Raw genomic sequence first — 19,546 nt, 5'->3', positions numbered from 1 at the left:
TCGTTCATTTCAATCCCGACCGCACGAACGCATTGACGATGTGGCGCTGCAGCACCAGATACAGCAGCAGCACCGGCAGGCAGGCCAGACCCGCCAGCGCCATCATCGGCCCCCACTGATCGCCTTCGGTGCCCATGAAACTACGCAGTCCCAGCTGCAGCACACTGTTGGACTGACGCAGCACGACCGCAGGCCAGAAGTACTCGTTCCACGCGTTGATGAACAGCAGGATGCCGAGTGCGGCGAGCGCGGGTCGCAGGTTCGGGACCACGACGGTCCACAGGATCGACCACGACGAGCGCCCGTCGATCTTGGCGGCGGCGATGAGCTCTTTCGGGAACGCCGACATGTGCTGGCGCAACAGCAGCACCGCCAGCGCCGAGCACAGCGTCGGCAGCACGACGCCGATCAGGGTGTTGATCAGGCCCAGCTGGTTGAGCAGGATGTAGTTGGGCAGCATCGTCACCTGGAACGGCACCAGCCACACCCCGACGAACGCCAGATACAGCAGCTTCTGCAGCGGGAAGGTGTAGATGGCGAACGCGTACGACGCCAGCAACGCGATGAGTAGCTGGCCCGCCGCCGAGAGCACCGCGACGAAGAACGTGTTGGCGATCAGACCGGCGATGTCGACCTTCTGCGCCGCGTCGAGGTAGTTGGCCGTCGACAGGGGCCACGGGATCGGCGACAGCGAGGTGACGTCCTCGGGTCTGCGCAGCGACGTCGCGAACAGCCAGTAGATCGGGAACACGCACACCAGCGCCGTGGCGGCGAGCAGCAGGTGGCTGCCCGCCCCGCGCAGTCGTTCAATCGTCATGGACAGCAACCTTTTCCGAGATCCAGACCAGCAGCGCGGCCACCAGACCGAAGCCGAAGAACAGCAGCACACCGGCCGCAGCGCTCAAACCGGCGTCGAAACTGTGGAAGGCGTAATCCCAGAGCAGGTAGTAGATATTGGTGGTGGCCTGCGCGGGACCGCCCTGGGTCATCGAGTCGATGAGCGGGAAAGTCAGTGTGGGACTGAGCAACACGGTTGTGAGGACGAGGAACAGCACGGTGGGCGAGAGCAGCGGCAGGGTGATCCAGCGCCGGATCTGACCGGGGGAGGCGCCGTCGACCCTGGCCGCTTCGTCGTAGTCACCGCTGATGCCGGCCAGGCCCGCCCACACCACGAGCACCGCGAAGCCGATCAGGTGCCAGGCGGTGATCGCGATGATCACGCCCTGCGCGGTCGCGGTCTCGTACACCCAGTTGCGGTCCGAACCGGTCACCTGGGCGAGGAAGCCCGTCCCCGGATGCAGCAACCAGCGCCACACCGCCGCCGCCGCGACCGGCGCGACCAGGAACGGCGCGAACACCAGTGCCTGATAGATCGTGCGCGCCCGACCGGTGACCCGTCTGCTCGCCATCGCGATCACGACCGGCAGCACCACCGTGAACGGCAACAGGCCCAGGATCAGTGTCCCGGTGCGACCGAGGGCGCCCCAGAACGCCGGAAGGTCCAGCAGCCGTTCGTAATTCGCGGTGCCCACCGGTGTCATCGGTGCGGTCGGCAGCAGGTTCCACGAGTAGGTGGACAGCTGCAGGGCCTGCACCAGCGGTTGATAGGTCCACACCACCAGCAGCACCAGTGCCGGGCTCAGATAGAGGTAGGGCGCGACGAACCGGGCCACATGGCGGCGGGTGAGGCGCCGGCGCACCGGTGTCGCCGCGACCGGCGGTACCGGCGACGCCGGCGCATCGATGACGAACATCTACCGCACCGCCGCCCGCGCGGCGACGATCGCCGCGATCTGCTCGAGCATCTCCGACTCCGGCCGGTCATAGACCTTCGGCGCCGGAGCGGCGTCGATCGCGGTGGCCAGCACCGTCGACTCCGTGACGTCAACGCGGCTGAACCCGAATCCGACGAAACCGCGGTGCCTGCCCGCCGGTGCCATGGGGTCCACCCGGTAGGCCGTCGCGGGACCGATCCACACCGGAATCCCGGCCAGCGCCGAGGCGCCGGTGAGGTGGTTGTGTCCGCACAGGATCATCCGGACATCGGTGCCCGCCACGACCTCGGCCAGCTGTTCGGCGTCCTTGAGCCGGAGGAAGTCCAGGGTGGCCAGCGGGGAACGCAGCGGCGGATGGTGCACCACCAGCACGGTGCCGTGCGGGGCGGGGGTGCGTAGCTGCTCGGCCAGCCAGGCCAGCTGCTCCGGCTCGAGCTTGCCGTCGTGCTGGAACGGTGTGGTGCTGTCCAGCACGATGATCCGCACGCCCGCGATCTCGACACTCTGGTCGTGTGGGAGATCCGGGTCCACGGTGTCGCGGTCGAGCAGTTCGATGCCGAAGGCGGTGCGTTCGTCGTGATTGCCCATCGCGTAGACGATCTCGGCGCCGAGATCGGCCGCGACGGGCTCGACCGCGGCCCGCAACCGCCGGTAGGCCTCGGGCGAACCGTTGTCGCTGAGATCACCGGAGAAGATCAGCACGTCGACGCGCTGCCCGAATTCGCGCAGCCGGTCGAGCACCGCGGTCAGATTGGCGGCGGTGTCGACACCGTGGAGCAGTTCGCCCTCGGGCCGCAGGTGGGTGTCGGTGATCTGGACGATCGTCAGCCCGCTCATGACTTGGGCATGAGTTCGGTGCCCGCGGTGCGGGCGGCGGTGAGCGTCGACTGCGGGTCGGCGCCCTGGAACACGACGGCCTCGACGGCGTCCATCATGCCGTCGCGCATCTGCAGATAGTTGTTGCCCGGCATCGACACCCACGGCTCCATGTTCGCCAGCTGCGCGACATTCGGGCGCAGCAGCGGGTTCTGGTCGGCCCATTCCTTCAGCCCACCCGCTTCCTCGAGCAGGCCGGTCCGCAGCGGCAGGTAGCCGATGTTCTGCGCGATCTTCTTGTAGGAATCCTCGCTGGTCAGGTGCTTGATCAGTTCCCACGCGGCCCGCTGTTTCGCGGGGTCGTTGGACAGGATGTGCAGGCCCGCACCGGAATTCGTCGGGATGGCGGCTTTGCTGCCGAAACCGGGCATCGGCGCCGAACGCAGGTCCCACTTGCCCTTGGACCCGGTGACGAAAACGCTTTGCAACGCGCTGGTTTCGAGCATCATGCCGATCTCGCCGCGACCGAACGCCTCGTAGCCCTGCTTCTGATTGAGCTTGGGCATGCTGCCGCTGTTCACGAGGTTCTGCGCCATCTTGGTGACCTCGACGGCGGGCGCGTCGGCGAAGGTGAGGGTGTTGCGATCCTCGGAGATCACGCGGCCGCCGTTGGAGCGCACCAGCGACTGGAAGCACCAGTCCTTGGCGGTCTTGGTCAGGCAGTCGATGTAGACCCCGCCCTTGCCGGTGCGGTCGGCGATCGCCTTCGCGGCGGTGGTGACCTCGTCCCAGGTGGTGGGCGGCTTGGCGGGATCGAGACCGGCCTCGGCGAACAGCGACGCGTTCAGATACAGGACGGGCGTGGAGAAGACGAACGGAACGCCGTAGGTGTGGCCGTCCCAGTCGTCGAGGGTGCGGGCGCGTGGCGCGTACGCGTGGCGGGCGCCGTCGAAGTTCTGCTTCACTTCCGGTGCGCCGACCAGCTGGTCCAGCGGCTTGGCCTTGAGCTGGTGGATGGTGAAGTCCAGGTCGGAGAAGCCGAGCTGGGCGACGTCGGGTGGGGTGCCCGCCACCATCTGGTTCTGGATGCTGGAGACGGTGTCGGTGGCCGGGTTGGGGCTGTTGCCCTGCGGCTTCTGCGCGGTGACCTTGATATTGGGGTGCTTGGCGCCGAAGTCGGCGATCAGGGCGTTGAAGGTGTCGGTCCAGGCGCCCGCCACACCGTAGCTGTAGGACTCGAAGACGATCGAAACCTGTTGGTCGGCAGCCAGTTCGGGAATCTGCGCGGTAGTGGTGGCGTCGGTGGACCCGGTGGTGCCGAGGCCGCAACCGGTGAGGGCGAGGGCGGCGGTGAACACCACGCCCAGCGCGGGCAGTGTGCGTTTCATCGTGGTTCTATCCTTGTCATCGGGGTGGTGCCGAAATCAGGGGACGGGGATCGCGGCCGCGTCGACGGCCGGTTCCGCGGGGGAGCTGGGCGCTTGCCACGTCAGCCGCAGGCCGGTGTCGGGGTCGAACAGGTGGATGTCGGCGGGGTCGACGCGGCAGGCGATGTCCTCGCCCACCCGGACACCGGCCGGTCGCGCCGCGCGCACGCAGAGGCCGGACTCGAGGTGCACGAGTTCTTCGCTGCCGAGGTTCTCGACCATCCGTACCCGCCCGCGGACATCGGTCGAGGTGTCGTCGATCCGCAGGCGTTCCGGGCGGATTCCGGCGACGACGGCGGTGGCGTCGCCGGAATCCTCGGCAATGTCCAGGGCGGCATCGATGCCGTCGGCCATCACCGTCATATGGCCGTCGCTCGCGGTGACGACGGCGGGGAACAGGTTCATCGGCGGCGATCCGAGGAAGCCGGCGACGAAGGTCGAGCGCGGGCGGTCGTAGAGCTCCTCCGGGGTGCCGCACTGTTCGATGCGGCCCTGGTTGAGCAGCGCGATGCGCGTCGCCATCGTCATCGCCTCGACCTGATCGTGGGTGACGTAGAGGAAGGTCGCGCCGAGGCGCTGGTGCAGCGCGATCAGTTCGGCGCGGGTCGCGCTGCGCAGTTTCGCGTCGAGGTTCGACAGCGGTTCGTCCATCAGGAACGCGCCGGGATCGCGCACCATGGCGCGTGCCAGCGCGACTCGTTGCCGCTGTCCGCCGGACAGGGCGACCGGGCGTCGCTCCAGCAGCGCCGAGATCTCCAGCGTCGCCGACACCTCGGCGACCCGCCGCGCGATCTCCGCCCGTGGCCTGCGCCGGGCCCGCAACGGGAACCCGATATTGCGCGCCACCGAAAGATGCGGATACAGCGCGTAGCTCTGGAACACCATCGCCAGATCCCGCCGCTGTGGCGCCGCGTCCGTCACGTCGACGTCGCCCACCAGAATCCGCCCCGCGCTCGGCTCCTCCAGCCCCGCGATCATCCGCAACAACGTGGACTTGCCGCAGCCACTGGGCCCCAGCAACACCATGAACTCACCATCGGCGATGTCGAGACTCACCTCGCGCACCGCGTACTCGGCATCGAACTTCTTCGACACCGCTTCGATCTGCAGTCGTGCCATGGGCCCAGTGTCGAGCCCGCCACGGCCCCCGCGCCGGGGCGATAGTGAACGTCGATCGGTCCAATCATCTCGACCCCACCGACCCACGAACCGCACCATCGGTGCTCGTCGTGGTCGTCAGTCGTTGGCGGGGTTCGGCGACGCTGTCACCGGGTGATCGGCCGATGGTGGAAAGTCCACCCGGGCGCCGATCTGCATCGTGGTGGCGGTCAGCGGCCTCAGCGCAGCCGGACCGGTAGTTCGAGTAGGCCCCGGATGAGGGTGCTGGTTTGCCAGCGGAGGTCGGCGGTGGGGGCGAGGGTCAGGTCGGGGTAGCGGTGCAGGAGTGCGGTGAAGGCGATTTCGGCTTCTACGCGGGCCAAGGGGGCGCCGACGCAGAAGTGGATGCCGTGGCCGAAGGCGAGGTGGCCGGCGGTGGGAGTGTCGGTGGCGAGGGTGTCGGGGGCGGCGAAGCGGGCGGGGTCGCGGTTGGCGGCCGAGAGGGCGACGTAGACGATCTCGCCTGCGGGGATCTCGGTGTCGCCCAGCGTGACCGGTTCCGCGGTATAGCGGGCGGTGGCCATGTCGACGGGGCCGTCGAAGCGCAGGAATTCCTCGATCGCGGCGGGGACACCGGTGAGGTCGGCGCGCAGGGCCTGCCACTGCTCGGGGTTGCGGAGCAGGGCGAGGACGCCGTTGCCGATGAGGTTCACCGTGGTCTCGTGGCCCGCGACCAGCAGCAGGAACGCCATCGACACCAGTTCCTGATCGGTGAGCCGATCGCCCTCCTCGTCCGCGAGGACCAGTTGGGACAGCAGATCCTCTGCGGGTGCGGACTGCTTGGTGCGCACCAGCTTCGCGAGATAGCCGACCATCGCGGCCGACGCGGCGGGACGCTCGTCCTGCTCGCCCTCGCCCACCACCGTGACCAGGGCCTTGGTCCAGGCTTGGAAATCCGCGCGATCCTCGAACGGGACACCGAGCAGCTCGCAGATCACCGTCACCGGAAGGGGATTGGCGAAATCGTTCATCAGATCGACCTCGTCGCGATCACCCATCGCATCCAGCAGCGACGCGGTGATCTGCTCGATACGTGGTCGCAGCAGGGCGACCTGGCGGCTGGTGAAAGCCTTGTTCACGAGCTTGCGCAGGCGGGTGTGCGCGGGCGGGTCGGTGCCGAGCATATGGCTCAGGAGCGCGACGATATTCGGGTCCGTCGCCGTGGTGTCGCGCTTGGTGTGCAGGATCGCGTTGAGCTGCACGGCGTCCTTGCTCAAGCGCGGGTCGGCGAGCGCGATCTTGGCTTCGGGATAGCCGACGACCACCCAGCGCACGACATCGTCGGGGAAGCGAACCCGATGGACGGGGCCCTCGGCGCGCCACCGGCGGTACTGCGCGTGCGGATCGTCGAAGAAGTCGGCGCCGATGGACTCGACAGGGGCGGAAGCGGTGAGGTCGGCCATCGAATCGACGGTACCCGCGCCGGGCCGAACGCGCATCGACCGTACACACCGGAAGCACGGAAAGCCCTGTGACGAAAACGAATTCGCGATCAGGTGGTGCGTGGCTCCGTCGTCGAGGTGCTCGACTCGACCGATGCCAGGAAATCCCGAAGGAGTTCGGTGACGGCCTCCGGTTGTTCGAGGGAACTCGAGTGACCGCACGCGGGGATCGTGTGGAGCCGGGCATGCGGGATGAGCGCGGCGATCTGGCGGGCATGCGGGAGCGGGGTGGCGGCGTCGTCCGCGCCGACGATGATCTGGGTGGGGACGGTGATCGCCGCGAGTTCGCCGTCGACGGCGCCGCGTTCGGTGACACCGTGGACGGCGTTGCGGGTGCCGATACGATCGATTCCGGCCAGGCGACGCGACCACTCGCGGACGACTTCCTTGCCGGTGCCGGAAGCCCGAAACGAGGGGCCGAACAGGTGCGTGGCCACCCGGCCGGCGATGGGGCGGATGCCGAGCCAGCGCAGCGCCAGGGCCAGCCGGTGGTATTCGCCGATCTTGGCGGGATCCTCGGCCTGAGCGCTGGTGTCGAGAAGCGTGAGCGATCGCAGGAGTTCGCCGTGCCTGGCGGCCAGTCGTTGGCCGACGAAGCCGCCCATGGACAGCCCGACCCAGTGCACGGGGCCCGCGTCGAGAGCGCGGATCACCCCCACCGCGTCGGCAGTGAGAGTGTCCATGTCATAGCCGCCGGCGGTGGGTGGGGTATCGCCCTGACCTCGCCAGTCGAGGGTGACGCACCGGTAGTCGCCTTGCAGGGCCTGGAGCTGGGCGCGAAACATCCAGCCACCGAACAACAATCCGTGGCCGAAGACCACGGTGGCGGCGTCGGGTGTGCCCGAGGGAGCGCCGGTGTCGGTATAGGAGATCGGAACATCGTCGAGAGTGATGATCGGCATGGGGTCGCTCGCCGCCGGTGCTCAGGCCGCCGCGAGGCGAACGTTGCGCATCGTCACCAGCGCGGTGGCACACAGGATTTCGCCGGATTCCTCCACCGAGAACACGTCGGCGGCGGCGATCGTGAGCAGTGCGCCCGGCTTGATCACCCGGCCGCGGGCGACCACGTTCGGCCCTTTGGCGGGCGCGAGAATCTTCACGGTGTAGTCGATGGTCATGTTCACCCAGCCTGCGGGCAGCAGCGTGCCCGCGGCCGAGCCGGCGGCGAAATCGGCGAGCGAGCCGAGGACGCCGCCCTGGAAATAGCCGTCGTGCTGGGTGAGTTCGCGCCGGTGTGGTTGCACGATCTCGACGTCGCCGGGCTCGACCCGGCTGAAGTGGAAACCCAGGTGCGCGGCGGCGGGCATGGACAGCACGACGCTGGGGACCAGCTGTGCGAAGTCGGGATTGGGGGCCTGTGCTGCGGTCATCGGCTCAGTCCTCTGCTCGGCAGCGGCGCGGCGTCGCCGCTGCTCCTGCGGCGAATCCTGCCCGCTGACGGCGCGCGGGAACAGCCCATCGCGGAAATTTCGCCTGCTGTTGGGAGTCCGGAAAGAGTTCGGCCGGGTGAGTGGCGCGTTCACCCGCCCGGCCGAGCGTTCAGCGAGGTCCGGCGTGCAGGACCACTTTGCCGTTGCGGCCGGGAGTTTCGGACACCACCGCGGCCTCGGCGGCCTGCGCGAGCGCGAAATCGGCCTGGACATCCAGTCGCAGGGTGCCGTCGGCGGCGAGGGTGACGAGTTCGGTGATCAACCGCACGTAGTCGGCTCGGTCGATGTCGGAACTGCGCTGCTGGCCCCAGAATCCTTTCACCACAGCCTGTTTGAAGATGACGGCGCCGGTGTCGATGATCAGTGGTTTGCCCGACAGCGCGCCGAAGGAGATCAGTTCACCGCGCGGGGCGAGCAGCGCCATCAGATCACCCGCGGCCGGACCGCTGACCTGGTCGACGGCGCGCACGATCGGTTCGCCACCGGTGATGTCGGCCCCCGTGGCGAGCCAGCCCACCGATTCGGTGTCGAGCACGGGACCGTAGCCGAGCTTTTCCAGCGCTTGCACCGACGACTGGCCGCGGACCAGGCTCAGCACCCGCACTCCGCGTTCCTTCGCGAACAGGTTGAGCAGGCGACCGACCGCGCCGTTGGCGGCGTTCACGACGATCCACTCACCGGCCCGCACCTGGAGATCGTCGAGCAGCATCAGGGCGCTCAGCGGCATGGCGAGCAGCTGGCAGGCGGTCTCGTCGGGCACGGAATCCGGCATCGGCACCGCTTGTTCGGCGCGGGCGACGAAGGAATCCGCCCAGGCGCCACGGACGCCGGCGATCGCCACCCGCTGACCGACCTGAAGTGCGTCGACACCGGGGCCGACCGCCTCGACGACGCCGGCCGCCTCGGTTCCGGGGATCGCGGGCAGCGGCGGCCGATAGCCGTAGACGCCGCGGATGATCGCCAGATCGTGATTGTGGATCGGCGACAGCGACATCGCGATCCGCACCTCACCCGCCCCGGGGTCGGGGGTGGGCGCCTGCTGTGCGGTGAGCACATCCTTCGGTTCGCCGAATTCATCGATGACAACTGCCTGCATGTCCGCCTCCGTGGTGGTTGCGAGTCCCTGCCGAGCGTGATCGTGCTCCATTGTGGCACCGTGACGGGCGCGGGTGGCTCAGGGATGCCCCCTGCTCGGGCCCGGCTGTCAATACCCCGCAAGGCTGAGAGCGGGTCACTCCGACAGGGCGTCGAAATAGCTCGCACGGTGGACGAATGTGACCGGGAGGCGTGCGTACCCTCGGTGCATGGCAGACGCGCTCGGAACACGCTCGCCCGCAGTGCGATCCGGATCGCGGATCGCCGAGGTCGACATCCTGCGTGGGTTCGCCCTGTTCGGGATCCTGATCACCAACGTGGTCGTGGCGACCTCGCTGTGGTCGGTGGTAGGCACGCGCGAGGATCCGGTACTGCGTTTCGGCGGCACCGTCGATCTGCTGGTACGGGCCACCGTCGACGCGCTGTTCGCCGGGCGGTTCTACCTGCTGTTCGCGTTTCTGTTCGGGTACTCGTTCACGTTGCAGATCGCGGCGGCCCAGCGTGCGGGGGCCTCGCCGGTGCGGCGGTTGCTGCGGCGGTGTGCCGCGCTGATGGCGATCGGACTCGTCCACGTCTACCTGCTGTGGATCGGCGACATCCTCACCTTGTACGCGTTCCTGTGCCTGACCCTCATCGCGCTGCGCAAATTGCGGCCGCGGACCGCGGTGATCACCGGTGTGGTGCTGTACGCGACGTGGTCGGCGTGGAGCTTCCTGCCCGGCAGTACCGGTCTTCTCGCCTTCGGCGAGCTCGTCGACCTGCCCGCGATGTCGGCCGACTACACCGCGGACTTCGCATCGACGTTCTCCGCGCAGACGGCCATCGCGCCGGTGTTCCTGTTGCTGATCTGGTTCAGTCAGGGCGTACCGAGCCTGGCGATGTTCCTGATCGGCATGGCGGCGGGCAAACGCAACCTGTTCGCGGATCCGGATACGCTGCGCCGCTGGTCCTTTCGCGCACTCGTGATCGGCTTCGGCATCGGTGTTCCGATCTCGGCGATGACCTTCGCCGAGTCGATGACCTGGTGGCACGCCCCCGCGGTGATCCACGGCCTGCAGATGCTGGTGAACCCGTTCATGACGTTCGCCTATGTCGCCGCGGTCCTGCTCGCCGCGCAGTCCGCACGCCTTGGCCGCTGCACCGCTCTGCTCGCCCCGGCCGGGCGCATGGCCGCCACCAACTACATCGGGCAATCCGTGGTGCTGATGCTCGTCTACACCGGATACGGCCTAGCCCTCGCCGATGACATCGCACCCCTGGGCGTCATCGCGATCGCCCTGCTCACCTTCGCCGCCCAGCTCGCGTTCAGCGCCTGGTGGCTACGCGGTCATTCGTACGGCCCGGTGGAGTGGTTGCTCCGCGCCGCGACCTACCTGACCGTCCCAACGTGGCGTCGCCCCGTACAGAACGCTGCGCCCGGCGTCTGAGACGCCGATTCGGCGCTCTTCCGTCTGGGGGACGGCGACATTCTCACGCTGTACGCGGCCCTGGGCCTGGTCTTGATCGCGATTCGCGCGCTCGGTCCGCGTTCGGCCGCCCCCGCGGACCGCTTCTGCCTGGCGTTGCCCGGTGTCAGTCGGCGGTGCGCGGCGGGCGGTGGAACTCCGCCCGCCAGCGGTGCAGACCTGAGGCGTCGGCACGAGAGACGGTTTCTACCCGGACCGGGGTCAGGTCGGAGGCGGTGAAAGAGTCGATGTCGGCGCGGGTGAGCGGCCAGGGCGGGCCGGCGGTCGCGGGGGTCTGGCTGATGTCGGCGATCACGAGCAGGGTCGCGCCGGGTGCGAGGAGGTCCCGGATACCGGTGATGGCGTGGGTGCGGACGTCCAGGGGTAGGGATTGAACGGTGATCGACTCGACGACCAGGTCGAAGGCGTGGAGCCAGGTCGGCGGCGGGTGGAGGAGGTCGGCGACCTTGTAGGTGACGGGGGAATGCGGGAATCGGGCACGGGCGCCACGGATCGCGGTGGGGGAGATGTCGAAGGCCGTGGTTCGGATACCTTGGGAGGCAACGAATTCGGCGTCGATGCCGTATCCGCAGCCGATCACCACGGCCCGCGCTCCCTGAGGCAGGGTGGCGGTGCGGAGCCAGTCGACCAGCAGGGGATTGGGGACGTCGCGATCCCACGGAACCACCGAGGTCCCCGCGGCGGCCTCGGCGTAGAGCGGTTCGAACCATCCGGTCGGATCGTTCGCGGCCAGCGACTGAGCGGCGAGGCGACGATCGGCGGGCGGCTGCGCGTCGGTCATAGGTCCAGTCTTCACCACCGACCCTCGCCCCGTCGTCCGACATTCGGGGACGCGCCCGACGACCGGTGAGCTGGTCGGTTGATCATCAGGCCCGGGTACCGGAGATTCCGGCCGGATCACCACCGCCGGAGCCCGATGATCTCGACCTGTCAGGGGATCAACACGACTTTGCCTGTGGTGGAGCGGGATTCGAGAGCGTGGTGGGCGGTGGCGGCCTCGGCCAGTGGGAATTCGGTCACTGCGGGACGGAACAAGCCGGTGCCCGCGCCGGCCAGGGCGCGTTCGGACAGGACCCGCAGGTCACCGCCCGCCCGCTGGATCATCGGCGGGCCGAGCACGGTTTCGGAGGTGATGCCGCGCGCGGCGGTGTCCACCTGTGCCGGAGCGCCCGCCGACCAGCCGAAAACCAGGTGGGCGCCGCCGGGGCCGAGCAGGTCTACGGCGGCTTCGGCGACCGGCCCGCCGACGCCGTCGAACACGACGGTCGCGGCCCGGCCGCCCAGCTGGGCGCGTACGTTCGCCGGCCAATCCGGCAGTGTGTAGTCGACCGCGATATCGGCGCCGTCGGCTCGCGCCATTGCCACCTTGTCCGGTCCACCCGCGAGCCCGACCACTGTGGCGCCCGCGGCGACGGCGTACTGGACCAGCAGGGTGCCGATCCCGCCGGCCGCCGCGGTCACCACCGCGATGCTGTCGGCATCGAGTTCGGTGAACTGGAGAATGCCCAGCGCCGTGCGACCGGTGCCGACCATCGCGACGGCGGCGCTGAAGCTCACACCGTCCGCAACGGCAAGGAGGCGTTCGGCTTCGGTGACCGCGAGCTCGGCATAGCCGCCGGGTGCGGTGCCCAGGTGGGCGACGACACGCGTACCGAGCAGGGCACCGTCGACACCGTCGCCGACGCGGTCCACGACTCCGGCGACCTCGCGGCCGGGGACCGTCGGTAGCTCGGGCAACGGGTACGGGCCCGGCTCACCACGGCGTAACGCGGTGTCGACGAGGTGGACCCCGCAGGCCGCCACGTCGATGCGGACCTGACCCGGGCCCGGTGCCGGATCCGGCATCGACGCGTAGCGCAGGTTCTCGGCGGGACCGAACTCGTGGAGCTGAATCGCATGCATGACGTCAGTGTTCAACCTGAACGGTGCTCGAGGTCAAGCGCGACGGGCGGCCCGGGCGGCGAAACCGTCGCAGAGTGCTTCGAGGCCGAGGAACAGCAGGTCCTCGGAGGTCAGGTCGCTCACCCCGGCGCCCTCGAGCTCGGCCAGCGCCGGCGGGACGGGGAAGGAGGGTTTCCCCTCGAGGAGATCGCGCAGTCCGTTGGTGTCGTCGGTGGCGGTGCGCTTCTCGGCGAGCAGTGCGCCGCCGACCACCGGCAAGCTGGCGCCGGAGATGTAGTTCCAGACGGAGAATCCCATCGTGGTGGCCTCGCGGGCGGTCACGTCGAGTTCGCGCAGGCCTTCGACCAGCCATGCCAGGCTGTTGAGGCCTTGCGGGCCGAAGCTGTAGCGGGGGACCGCGAAAGTGAGCAGCACCCACGGATGCTGCTGATAGAGCTCCCAATCGATCTCCGCGGCGATGCGCACCCGGTCGCGCCACGTCCACCCGCGATTGGCGGGATCGGGGTAGGGGTGCCGGGCGGCGATCTCGTCGGTCATGGCCGCGATGAGTTCGTCCTTGTTCGCCACGTGCCGGTACAGCGACATGGTGCCCACATCGAGGCGGTCGGCGATGCGGCGCATCGATACCGCGTCGAGTCCGTCGGCGTCGGCGAGGGCGATCGCGGCGTCGACGATCGCGGTGCGGGTGAGCTTCGTCTCGGTCATCCCATGACTCGTTTTCGTAATACAACCTTCATGCGTACACTGTACCCAGCTCGCGCGTACGGCGTACGCACAACCTCGGAAGGATGTCGGAATGACGAAGCTGGAACCGGCGGTGCCCACCGCAGTCGCCGGTGGACGCCGCGCATGGCTCGGACTGGGCGTGCTGCTGCTGCCGGTGCTGCTGGTGTCGATGGACATCTCGGTGCTCTTCCTTGCCATGCCGACCCTCACGGCCGACCTGGATCCCACCGCGTCGCAACAACTCTGGATCCTCGATATCTACGGGTTCATGCTCGCCGGTCTGCTCATCACCATGGGCAACCTCGGCGACCGGATCGGCCGACGCAACATCCTGCTCGCCGGCGCCGCCATCTTCGGCGTCGCGTCGGTGCTCGCCGCGTTCGCCCCCACCGCGCCGATCCTCATCGCGGCCCGCGTACTCATGGGCATCGGCGGGGCGACGCTGCTGCCGTCGAGCCTGGCGCTGATCTCCACCCTGTTCCCCGACACCCGGCAACGGGCCACCGCGATCGGCATCTGGACCGCGTTCTTCGCCGGTGGTTCGGCGGTCGGGCCGATCATCGGCGGCGTCCTGCTGCACCACTTCTGGTGGGGTTCGGTATTCCTGATCAACATCCCGGTCCTGGCGATCCTGCTGATCTTCGGGCCGATCCTGCTGCCCGAACATCGCTCCGCGGCCCTGGGGCCGATCGATCTGCCCAGCGTCGCGCTGTCGATCGGCGGCATCCTGCCGTTGATCTACGGCATCAAACACATCGCCGCCGAAGGCCTGGACGCGGTGTCGCTGGTGATCGCGATGATCGGCGTCGGGCTGCTCGTGCTGTTCGTGCGCAGGCAGCGTCATCTCGCGGAACCGCTACTCGACCTGTCGTTGTTCACGCGGCCGCTGTTCCGGGTGGCGATCGGGGCCAGCATGGCGGGCATGATGTCGCTCGCCGCGCTGAGCTACCTGACCAGCATCTACCTGCAGTCGGTCACCGGGCGTGACCCGCTGGCCGCCGCGCTGCTCGGCATTCCGATGGCGATCGCGGTGTTCGTGTGCTCGATGAGCGGCGCGCGCCTGGGGCTGCGGCTCGGCGTGCGGGCGACGTTCACGCTCGCGCTGCTGCTGTCGGCGATCGGCAACCTGATGTTGCTCGGCGTCGGTGTCGACGGCGGCCTCGGCTGGTACATCGCGGGCTCGGTGATCGCCGGTATCGGGTACGGCTTCTCGTTCACCCTGGTGTCGGATGTCGCGGTGTCGGCGGTGCCGGCCGAGCGGGCGGGTTCGGCGGTCGGGATCTCCGAAACGAGTTTCGAACTCGGCAACGCGCTCGGTCTCGCCCTGCTCGGCTCGGTGGCCGCGCTGGTGTTCCGTTCCGGCGGCGACTTCGGCGAGACCCTGGGCGACACCCTCCTGGAGTCCGCCGGCGACGACGGGCTGATCCACGCGGCCCGCGAATCCTTCGTCAGCGGCATGCACGTCGCTACCGCGGGCGGCGCACTGCTGCTGATCGCGATGGCGGTACTGGCCTGGCGCTCTGCCCGCACCGGCTCGGCGGCCACCGAGGCGCGCTGAAGCACCCGCGGCTGATCGGCGAGCACGACCACCGGCCGGGGTGATGACCGCCACGGTGTGCCGTGCTGATCGCCCTCACCGGGCAGACGTCCAGGTTCGTTGCATAGGATCGGCGGATGCGAAACGAGGGTGCGACAGGACTGGCGACCTTGCTCGCCCTGGCCGATTCGCGCCTGCCCATCGGTGGACACGTGCACTCCGGCGGCGTCGAGGAAGCGGTGTCGTCGGGGTTGCTGCGCGACAACGCGAGCGTGGAGCTGTATCTGCGGCGCCGGATCTCCACCTCGGGACTGGTCACGGCATCGCTGGCCGCCGCGGTGTGCGGCGGGGTGCTCACGCCCGAACGCGCCGAGCTCGAAGCCGACGCTCGTACGCCGTCACCCGCCGCGCGAACGGCGTCGCGCGCGCAAGGCCGTGGGCTGCTCCGCCTGGCCAAACAGCTGTGGCCGCACCATGATTGGGCCGCGGTAGGCCCGCGCCCGCATCTGTCGACGGTGTTCGGCATGGTCGGCGCCGCGAGCGGAGCGAGCACCGAACAGCTGGCGGGCGTGGTCGTCTACACGACGCTCACCGGCGCCGCCACCGCCGCGCAACGACTGCTCGCCCTCGATCCCGCGGCCATCGCCGCGAGCACCGTGCGCCTGGCGCCGCTGTGCGACCGGATCGCCGCCGAGGCCGCCGTCGGCCTCGCCGCCCTGTCCGATCCGCTGCAGGACGCGCTCGCCGAACGTCACCTCCATCGCGACATGCCGTTGTTCGCGTCCTGACCCCCGTGATTCCGAGAAGAATGGAGCCCCCATGCCTCCCCATCTGATCGATGGCGAACTGCACGATCACAGCCACGACCGGCCCAAGCGCAACCGCACGGCCGGTGAAGCGCTGCGCATCGGCATCGGTGGACCCGTCGGCTCCGGCAAGACCGCGCTGGTGGCGGCCCTGTGCAGGCAGCTGCGCGACGAGCTGTCCCTCGCGGTGCTGACCAACGACATCTACACCACCGAGGACGCGGACTTCCTGCGCCGCCACGCCGTGCTGCCCGACGAGCGGATCACCGCCGTACAGACCGGTGGCTGCCCGCACACCGCCATCCGCGACGACATCACCGCCAACCTCGACGCCATCGACGATCTCGTCGCGTCCAATCCGCCGCTGGACCTGATCCTGGTGGAATCCGGCGGCGACAATCTCACGGCCACCTTCTCGTCCGGTCTGATCGATGTGCAGATCTTCGTCGTCGACGTGGCAGGCGGCGACAAGGTGCCGCGCAAGGGCGGCCCCGGCGTCACCTTCTCCGACCTGCTCGTGGTGAACAAGACCGACCTCGCCCCGCTGGTCGGCGCCGACCTCGGTGTGATGGAGCGCGACGCCGCCAAGGTCCGCGACGGCCGCCCCACCGCCCTGGTCTCGCTCACCGACGACCCGGCCGCCACCCCGGTCCTGGCCTGGGTGCGCGAGCAGCTGCGGGTCGCCGCCGACCAGGACGCGGCCACCGGCGTTGCGCACTGAACTGAGCATCGTCGCCGCACCGGGCAGGCTGCCCCGCATCGACGCGATCGGCGGCCTGGCCGGGCGGCACACCGGTATCGACACCGTGCACCTGATCGGTACCGCGGCGACCCCGCTCGGCGGGGACGAACTCGACATCACCATCGTCGTGCGCGCAGGCGCGCGGCTGGTGGTTCGTTCGGTGGCGGCGACGATCGCACTGCCGGGCACGGGCACCATGGTGTCGCACGCGCACTGGCGTTTCGACATCGGCGAAGGCGCCGAACTGGATTTCGATCCGGAACCCACGATCGTGGCCGGTGGCGCACACCATCATGTGGTGACCACGGTCCAGGTGGCGCCCGACGCGCGGCTGCGGCTGCGGGAACGGGTGCAGGTGGGCCGCAGCGGCGAGGACGGCGGTGGGTGGCGCGGTGATCTGCTGGCCGACCTGGGCGAGGTGCCGTTGCTTCGGCACCGGCTCGAGCTCGGAGCGGGTTCGTCGACCGACGATCGGCTGAGCGGGGCCCGTGCGCTCGACAGCGAATTGGTCTACCCGGACCATCGTCCTGCCTGGTCGGGCAGCGTGGACGAGGTTCGGCTCCCGCTGGCCGCGGGCGGCTCGCTCGCCACCCGCACGAGCAGCCGCCTGCGCGCGCTCGCGTTCGCGCCCGGATAACTCACGAAAAGGCGGTGGGAGCCGGGCAGCAAGAGCCCGACTCCCACCGCTGGGAATTCGATCAAGCGTTGACGAGCTCGGCGTCGCTGTCGGCGGCCTCGGGGGCCATCCCCCGCGGCGGCGCGAGGAAACCGCTCGCCGCACCCACCGCCGCACCGATACCGGCGCCGACGACCGTGACGGGGATCGACACGGCCATGTACGCGGCCATACCGCCCAGGATCGGACCCGCGACCAAACCGATCGGCACGAACGGGATTCCGGCGACGAGCCCCGCCAACGCGCCACCCGTGCTCGCCATCATCGCGAACGGGATCGCCACGGTGGAACCGACCGCCGCACCCCTGGCCGCCGAACCGAGGGTCTCGGACGCGATCCGGTCCGAGCGGCTGCGCTCGAGCCCGACCGAGTCGAGGAACGTTGCCAGGTTGGCCTCGGTGTTAGCCGCGGCGTCGTTGATCTGGATCGAGGTGTCCACCGGCACGAAGTCCGGCACCGGAACCTGCTGGTCACCGAAGCGGAACTGGCCCGGCGGCGGCAGGATCGGCGGCACCGGCGCGACCGCGGTCGGTGCGTGCAGCGGTCCCACCGGGGACAGGTAATCCATTTCCGGCCCCGTCCGCGACCACTGCAGCGAGCTGCGGGTGTTCGCGGGCATCGGCTGCCCCACGTACGGGGTGGCGTTGGGCGCCACCGCGTCGAACTCCGGTCCGGCCTGATGCTCGGGCTGGGTCACCGCCGCCTGCGCGGGATCGGCATTCGCGGTGCCCGTGCCGATCAGGGCCATGACCAGGGGTACCGCTCCGGCTGCGACGACCGAACCTACCTTCTGTCGCTGCAAGTTCGGCGCCCTGTGTTTCCCCGTCGCCATAGATCACCTTTCATCCTGGGGATTGGTCACACATATGACCTCCGACATTCGGACCGGTGCCCGACTCGGATGGGTCCGAAACGTCGGCAACCCGCAACAGCGGTCGAGGGAAAGGCAACTGGCACGAGAAAGGCCGGGTGGTTCGACGGAACCACCCGGCCTTCGTGGAGCTGTGTCAGCCGATCTTGCGCTGCTCCGCGGTGAGCGGTTCGGCGGTGGCGGGCGGCGCGCCCACGTCGGCCGCGAGTTCCTTGGCCTCTGCCTGATCGGCGTTGACCTCCTCGATCGCGAGCCGCGCGAAGATCCACTGCTCGGTCGCCGCCATCTGACCGCGGTTGCGGCCGAGGAACGACACGAACCAGCCGATCACCGTGACGATTCGGCTGCGGTAGCCGACCAGGTAATACAGGTGCAGGGCCAGCCAGGCGAGCCAGGCGAGGAACCCGCTGAACTCGAGCTTGCCGATCTGGCAGACGGCGTCGAACCGCGAGATCGTGGCCATCGAGCCCTTGTTGAAGTACTTGAACGGCTTGCGCTCCTGCGGCGTCTGACCGTGCAGCCCGGCCTTGATCGCCTTGGCCGCGTAGGTCGAACCCTGGATGGCACCCTGTGCCTGCCCCGGCACACCGGGCACCGACATCAGGTCGCCCACCACGAACACGTTCGGATGGCCCTTGACGGTGAGGTCGGGCTCCACGATGACGCGCCCCGCCCGGTCCACCTCGGTGCCCTCGGATCGCTCGGCGATCATCTTGCCCAGCGGACTGGCCTGCACGCCCGCCGACCACACCTTGCACACGGCCTCGATGCGGCGGGTGCTGCCGTCGGCGTCCTTGACGATCACGCCGTGCGCGTCGACATCGGTCACCATGGCGTTGAGCTGGATCTCCACACCCATCTTCTCGAGCCGCTTGGCCGCCTTGGCGCCCAGCTTGGGACCCATCGGGCCGAGCACCGCGCCGGCGCCCTCGAGCAGGATGACGCGCGCGTCGCGGGGATCGATGGTGCGGAAGGTGCCGTCGAGGGTTCGGTCGGCGAGCTCGGCGATCTGCCCCGCCAGCTCCACCCCGGTCGGGCCCGCGCCGACGACGATGAACGTCATCAGCCGGTCACGCTCTTCCTGGGTGGTGGCCAGCTCCGCCTGTTCGAAGGAGCCGAGGATGCGCGCGCGCAACTCGAGCGCGTCGTCGATGGTCTTCATGCCGGGCGCGTAAGTGGCGAAGTGGTCGTTGCCGAAGTACGACTGCTGGGCGCCGGTGGCGACGATCAGGCTGTCGTAGGTGGTTTCGGTGTCGCGGTTGAGTAGTCGCGAGGTGACCTTCTTGTTCGCCAGGTCCACGTCGACGACGTCACCGAGCAGCACCTGCGCGTTCTTCTGCTTGCGCAGCACCAGCCGCGTGGCCGGGGCGATCTCGCCGGTCGAGAGGATGCCGGTGGCCACCTGGTACAGCAGCGGCTGGAACAGGTGGGTCGACGTTTTCGAGATGAGCGTGACGTCGACATCGGCTCGGCGCAGGTGCCGGGTGCCGAACAAACCGCCGAACCCGGAACCGATCACCACTACGTGGTGCCGCTTCCCGACAGACTCAGTGCTCATCGTCGCGCTCCTCGACAGACTGGGGTGGGCCCCGCGGTGGTAATGACAGGGTTAACCGTAGTCGGCTCCGGTTGTGACGTCGCAACAAGAACCCGATCGCGGCGTGTGACGCGGTATCT

Annotated in this window: 19 protein-coding genes; 5 read left to right on the top strand and 14 right to left on the bottom strand. The window is 69.0% G+C overall.

All coding sequences use genetic code 11. The features are described 5' to 3' along the window. Positions 1-4: 4 nt before the first annotated feature. From ACWDXS_RS14295 to ACWDXS_RS14255, 9 genes are all read right to left on the bottom strand, one after another. Complete coding sequence (locus tag ACWDXS_RS14295) at positions 5-817, bottom strand: carbohydrate ABC transporter permease (RefSeq protein WP_378988397.1); 813 nt, start codon at positions 815-817, stop codon at positions 5-7. Then, entirely contained in the window at positions 807-1,754 is a 948-nt protein-coding gene (locus ACWDXS_RS14290; RefSeq protein ID WP_378988395.1) for a carbohydrate ABC transporter permease, read from the bottom strand. The genes ACWDXS_RS14295 and ACWDXS_RS14290 overlap by 11 nt, the downstream gene beginning before the upstream one ends. After that, a complete protein-coding gene (locus ACWDXS_RS14285; RefSeq protein WP_449965692.1) occupies positions 1,755-2,612 on the bottom strand; it encodes a metallophosphoesterase in 858 nt (285 codons plus the stop codon). It lies immediately after the preceding gene. Next, positions 2,609-3,979, bottom strand: a complete 1,371-nt coding sequence (locus ACWDXS_RS14280; protein WP_449965689.1) for an ABC transporter substrate-binding protein — start codon at positions 3,977-3,979, stop codon at positions 2,609-2,611. The genes ACWDXS_RS14285 and ACWDXS_RS14280 overlap by 4 nt, the downstream gene beginning before the upstream one ends. 36 nt (positions 3,980-4,015) lie before the next feature. After that, positions 4,016-5,137: an ABC transporter ATP-binding protein gene (locus tag ACWDXS_RS14275; RefSeq protein WP_378988388.1), complete on the bottom strand. Its 1,122-nt coding sequence runs from the start codon at positions 5,135-5,137 to the stop codon at positions 4,016-4,018. Between the two features lie 218 nt (positions 5,138-5,355). After that, positions 5,356-6,579, bottom strand: coding sequence for a cytochrome P450 family protein (locus ACWDXS_RS14270; protein ID WP_449965686.1), 1,224 nt, complete (start codon positions 6,577-6,579; stop codon positions 5,356-5,358). Between the two features lie 89 nt (positions 6,580-6,668). Then, positions 6,669-7,520: an alpha/beta fold hydrolase gene (locus ACWDXS_RS14265; RefSeq protein WP_449965684.1), complete on the bottom strand. Its 852-nt coding sequence runs from the start codon at positions 7,518-7,520 to the stop codon at positions 6,669-6,671. 21 nt (positions 7,521-7,541) lie between these two features. Beyond that, positions 7,542-7,988: a PaaI family thioesterase gene (locus ACWDXS_RS14260; RefSeq protein ID WP_378988382.1), complete on the bottom strand. Its 447-nt coding sequence runs from the start codon at positions 7,986-7,988 to the stop codon at positions 7,542-7,544. Between the two features lie 169 nt (positions 7,989-8,157). Beyond that, positions 8,158-9,144, bottom strand: a complete 987-nt coding sequence (locus tag ACWDXS_RS14255) for a zinc-binding dehydrogenase (RefSeq protein ID WP_449965680.1) — start codon at positions 9,142-9,144, stop codon at positions 8,158-8,160. A 208-nt stretch (positions 9,145-9,352) separates the two neighbouring features. Between ACWDXS_RS14255 and ACWDXS_RS14250 the strand changes: the two genes are divergently transcribed. Next, the gene (locus ACWDXS_RS14250; protein ID WP_449965677.1) at positions 9,353-10,570 is read left to right on the top strand and encodes a DUF418 domain-containing protein; all 1,218 of its coding nucleotides are present in this window, start codon (positions 9,353-9,355) and stop codon (positions 10,568-10,570) included. A gap of 145 nt (positions 10,571-10,715) precedes the next feature. Here ACWDXS_RS14250 and ACWDXS_RS14245 read toward each other — a convergent pair whose 3' ends face one another. The 3 genes from ACWDXS_RS14245 to ACWDXS_RS14235 form a co-directional block, all read right to left on the bottom strand. After that, entirely contained in the window at positions 10,716-11,390 is a 675-nt protein-coding gene (locus ACWDXS_RS14245) for a class I SAM-dependent methyltransferase (RefSeq protein WP_378988376.1), read from the bottom strand. 149 nt (positions 11,391-11,539) lie between these two features. Beyond that, positions 11,540-12,511, bottom strand: a complete 972-nt coding sequence (locus tag ACWDXS_RS14240) for a zinc-binding dehydrogenase (protein WP_449965674.1) — start codon at positions 12,509-12,511, stop codon at positions 11,540-11,542. Positions 12,512-12,544: 33 nt separating this feature from the next. Continuing rightward, positions 12,545-13,216 (bottom strand): TetR/AcrR family transcriptional regulator, encoded by a 672-nt coding sequence (locus tag ACWDXS_RS14235; protein ID WP_449965671.1) that lies wholly within the window; start codon positions 13,214-13,216, stop codon positions 12,545-12,547. 91 nt (positions 13,217-13,307) lie between these two features. Here ACWDXS_RS14235 and ACWDXS_RS14230 point away from each other — a divergent pair, with 91 nt between their 5' ends. The 4 genes from ACWDXS_RS14230 (at position 13,308) to ACWDXS_RS14215 (ending at position 16,959) form a co-directional block, all read left to right on the top strand. Further along, positions 13,308-14,795 (top strand): MFS transporter, encoded by a 1,488-nt coding sequence (locus ACWDXS_RS14230; protein ID WP_387443159.1) that lies wholly within the window; start codon positions 13,308-13,310, stop codon positions 14,793-14,795. Between the two features lie 116 nt (positions 14,796-14,911). Next, a complete protein-coding gene (locus ACWDXS_RS14225; RefSeq protein ID WP_379315714.1) occupies positions 14,912-15,562 on the top strand; it encodes an urease accessory protein UreF in 651 nt (216 codons plus the stop codon). A 31-nt stretch (positions 15,563-15,593) separates the two neighbouring features. Then, positions 15,594-16,301, top strand: a complete 708-nt coding sequence (gene ureG / locus ACWDXS_RS14220; RefSeq protein WP_449965666.1) for an urease accessory protein UreG — start codon at positions 15,594-15,596, stop codon at positions 16,299-16,301. Further along, positions 16,291-16,959: an urease accessory protein UreD gene (locus ACWDXS_RS14215; protein WP_449965663.1), complete on the top strand. Its 669-nt coding sequence runs from the start codon at positions 16,291-16,293 to the stop codon at positions 16,957-16,959. The genes ureG and ACWDXS_RS14215 overlap by 11 nt, the downstream gene beginning before the upstream one ends. Positions 16,960-17,020: 61 nt before the next feature. Here the strand turns inward: ACWDXS_RS14215 and ACWDXS_RS14210 are convergent, their stop codons facing one another. Next, complete coding sequence (locus ACWDXS_RS14210) at positions 17,021-17,800, bottom strand: hypothetical protein (RefSeq protein WP_387443165.1); 780 nt, start codon at positions 17,798-17,800, stop codon at positions 17,021-17,023. Between the two features lie 205 nt (positions 17,801-18,005). Beyond that, positions 18,006-19,427, bottom strand: a complete 1,422-nt coding sequence (locus tag ACWDXS_RS14205) for an NAD(P)/FAD-dependent oxidoreductase (protein WP_378988360.1) — start codon at positions 19,425-19,427, stop codon at positions 18,006-18,008. Between the last annotated feature and the right edge of the window lie 119 nt (positions 19,428-19,546).

It is taken from the genome of Nocardia sp. NPDC003183, assembly GCF_053590715.1.
Note: the sequence above shows the minus strand (reverse complement) of the source record. Positions and strands in the feature narration are given on the sequence as shown.